The organism is Synechococcus sp. R8-2 (assembly GCF_047461715.1).
Taxonomy (GTDB): domain Bacteria; phylum Cyanobacteriota; class Cyanobacteriia; order Thermostichales; family Thermostichaceae; genus Thermostichus.
Window position 1 is genome coordinate 1 of the sequence record NZ_JANSHQ010000768.1, and the last position, 613, is coordinate 613.

1 rRNA gene is annotated in these 613 nt (G+C 66.9%); it reads left to right on the forward strand.

Annotation, left to right across the window (positions count from 1 at the left end):
* Positions 1 to 68 precede the first annotated feature (68 nt).
* Positions 69 to 613, forward strand: a 23S ribosomal RNA gene (locus tag NW819_RS14555); the annotation flags it as partial.

Genomic DNA, 613 nt, shown 5'->3' on the forward strand with positions numbered 1-613 from the left:
CTGCCGGTCTGCGGTGCGTGCGTCCACCCGCACCGTGTGACCGGGTCACGGTCGGTTGGCCGTGACGGAAGGAAGACATGATGAGCACACGATGGATGCCATGGCGCTGCGTGCCGATGAAGGACGGGGCACGGCACCGATATGCTCCGGGGAGCCGCGTGCAGGCTGTGATCCGGAGGTCTCCGAATGGGGCAACCCGCTGCCATCTGGCAGCGCTCCGCAACAGCGGAGCGGGAACCCGGCCAACTGAAACATCTCAGTAGCCGGAGGAAGCGTGAACCACACCCGTAGTAGCGGCGAGCGAACCGGGTGCAGCCTAAACCGCGGGCGTGAAATAGGGAGCAGCCGTTGCGCCCGCGGGGTTGGAGGACGACCCGTGACCGACCTGCTCGTCGGTCACCCGAGCGACCGCGCTGCGCCGAAGCAGTGTGGAACCCTGCACCGCAGAGCGTGACAGTCGCGTAGGCGGGCGCCTCAGCCGGGCGGGTCGCTCCTGAGTAGGTCCGGGCACGAAGAACCCGGACTGAAGCCGGGCAGACCACTGTCCAAGGCAACCTACACGCAGTGACCGATAGCGCACAGTACCGTGAGGGAACGGTGAAAAGCACCCCGG